The organism is Escherichia sp. 20412-1 (genome assembly GCF_003027595.1).
GTDB lineage: Bacteria > Pseudomonadota > Gammaproteobacteria > Enterobacterales > Enterobacteriaceae > Escherichia > Escherichia marmotae.
This window is the reverse complement of record NZ_PYQM01000099.1, coordinates 1-2,350: the sequence shown is the minus strand read 5'-3', so window position 1 is coordinate 2,350 and position 2,350 is coordinate 1. Positions and strand designations below refer to the sequence as shown.

Here is a 2,350-nt window from a genome sequence, read left to right as displayed (position 1 = left end):
TGTGGCCCTGGTTATTTGCCTGATTACCTTTTTTGTCACGACCTGGATTCTGGGGCATCAGGGTAAACAGCAGAGTGAAAATGAAGTCACAGGTGGTCGTCAGCTGACAGACAACCCGAAAGAGGTTACCCGGATGCTGAAAAAAGACGGCAAGGACTCCGATATCAGGATTGGCGATCTGCCGATTATCCGGGATTCTGAAATCCAGAACTTCTGTCTGCACGGAACAGTGTCGACGGGTAAGTCAGAAGTTATCCGACGCCTTGCCAACTATGCCCGTAAACGCGGCGATATGGTGGTTATTTATGATCGTTCGTGTGAGTTTGTTAAAAGTTACTATGATCCCTCCATCGATAAGATCCTGAATCCGCTGGATGCACGCTGTGCCGCCTGGGATTTATGGAAGGAGTGCCTGACACAGCCGGATTTTGATAATGTCGCGAACACGCTGATCCCGATGGGCACAAAAGAGAACCCGTTCTGGCAGGGCTCCGGGCGCACCATTTTTGCGGAAGCGGCGTACCTGATGCGCAATGACCCCAACCGCAGCTACAGCAAACTGGTGGATACACTGCTTTCCATCAAAATTGAAAAACTGCGTACCTACCTGCGTAATTCACCGGCAGCCAACCTGGTGGAAGAGAAAATCGAGAAAACGGCCATATCCATCCGTGCCGTGCTGACCAACTACGTGAAAGCCATCCGTTACCTGCAGGGGATTGAGCACAGCGGTGAGTCCTTCACCATTCGTGACTGGATGCGTGGTGTCCGGGAAGATAAGCAAAACGGCTGGCTGTTTATCTCGTCGAATGCCGACACCCATGCCTCTCTGAAGCCGGTGGTTTCCATGTGGCTGTCCATTGCCATTCGTGGGCTGCTGGCAATGGGAGAAAACCGTAACCGTCGTGTGTGGTTTTTCTGTGATGAGTTACCCACGCTGCACAAATTGCCGGATCTGGTGGAGATCCTGCCGGAAGCCCGTAAGTTCGGTGGCTGTTATGTGTTTGGTATCCAGTCCTATGCCCAGCTGGAAGATATCTACGGTGAGAAAGCGGCGGCCACGCTGTTTGATGTGCTGAATACTCGTGCCTTTTTCCGCTCCCCGAGTCATAAGATTGCAGAGTTCGCTGCCGGTGAAATTGGTGAGAAAGAGCACCTGAAAGCCAGCGAGCAGTATTCCTACGGTGCAGACCCGGTACGTGACGGGGTATCGACCGGTAAGGAGATGGAGCGTCAGACGCTGGTCAGTTATTCCGACATTCAGTCTCTGCCGGATCTGACCTGTTATGTCACGCTGCCCGGACCGTATCCGGCAGTAAAACTCTCGCTGAAATATCAGGCACGTCCGAAGGTTGCCCCGGAGTTTATTCCGCGTGACATCAATCCGGAAATGGAGAACCGTCTGAGTGCCGTGCTTGCTGCACGGGAAGCAGAAGGTCGCCAGATGGCCAGCCTCTTCGAACCGGATGTACCGGAGGTTGTTTCCGGAGAAGACGTGACTCAGGCTGAACAGCCACAACAGCCACAACAGCCACAACAGCCACAACAGCCACAACAGCCACAACAGCCGGTGTCTTCTGTTATCAACGATAAGAAGTCTGATGCAGGAGTGAATGTTCCGGCCGGGGGGATCGAGCAGGAGCTGAAAATGAAACCGGAAGAAGAGATGGAACAGCAACTGCCGCCCGGGATCAGTGAATCCGGCGAGGTGGTGGATATGGCGGCTTACGAGACATGGCAACGGGAGCAGAATCCGGATATCCAGCAGCAGATGCAGCGCCGTGAAGAGGTGAACATCAATGTGCACCGGGAGCGCGGGGAGGATGTTGAGCCGGGAGATGATTTCTGATGATGAGTATCGCGCAGGTCAGATCGGCCGGAAGTGCCGGTAACTATTATACCGACAAGGATAATTACTATGTGCTGGGCAGCATGGGAGAACGCTGGGTCGGCAGGGGGGCTGAACAGCTGGGACTGCAGGGCAGTGTCGATAAGGATGTTTTTACCCGTCTTCTGGAGGGAAGGCTGCCGGACGGCGCGGATCTAAGCCGCATGCAGGATGGCAGTAATAAGCATCGTCCCGGCTACGACCTGACCTTCTCCGCCCCCAAAAGTGTCTCCATGATGGCCATGCCAGGTGGCGATAAGCGCCTGATTGATGCACATAATCAGGCCGTGGACTTTGCTGTTCGTCAGGTGGAGGCGCTGGCCTCCACACGGGTTATGACGGACGGACAGTCAGAAACGGTGCTGACCGGTAATCTGGTGATGGCACTGTTTAACCACGACACCAGTCGCGATCAGGAACCACAGTTACACACGCATGCGGTGGTGGCTAATGTCACGCAGC

The 2,350-nt window shown here is 54.3% G+C and carries 2 protein-coding genes; both read left to right on the top strand.

The genetic code is table 11. The features are described from left to right. Window positions 1-1,849, top strand: a 1,849-nt coding sequence (gene traD, locus C7B16_RS24065; RefSeq protein WP_107180278.1) for a type IV conjugative transfer system coupling protein TraD, incomplete at its 5' end; no start/stop codon positions are given. Further along, window positions 1,849-2,350 (top strand): MobF family relaxase (mobF, locus tag C7B16_RS24060; protein ID WP_143192633.1); only part of this gene is annotated, 502 nt, incomplete at its 3' end. The genes traD and mobF, both read left to right, overlap by 1 nt.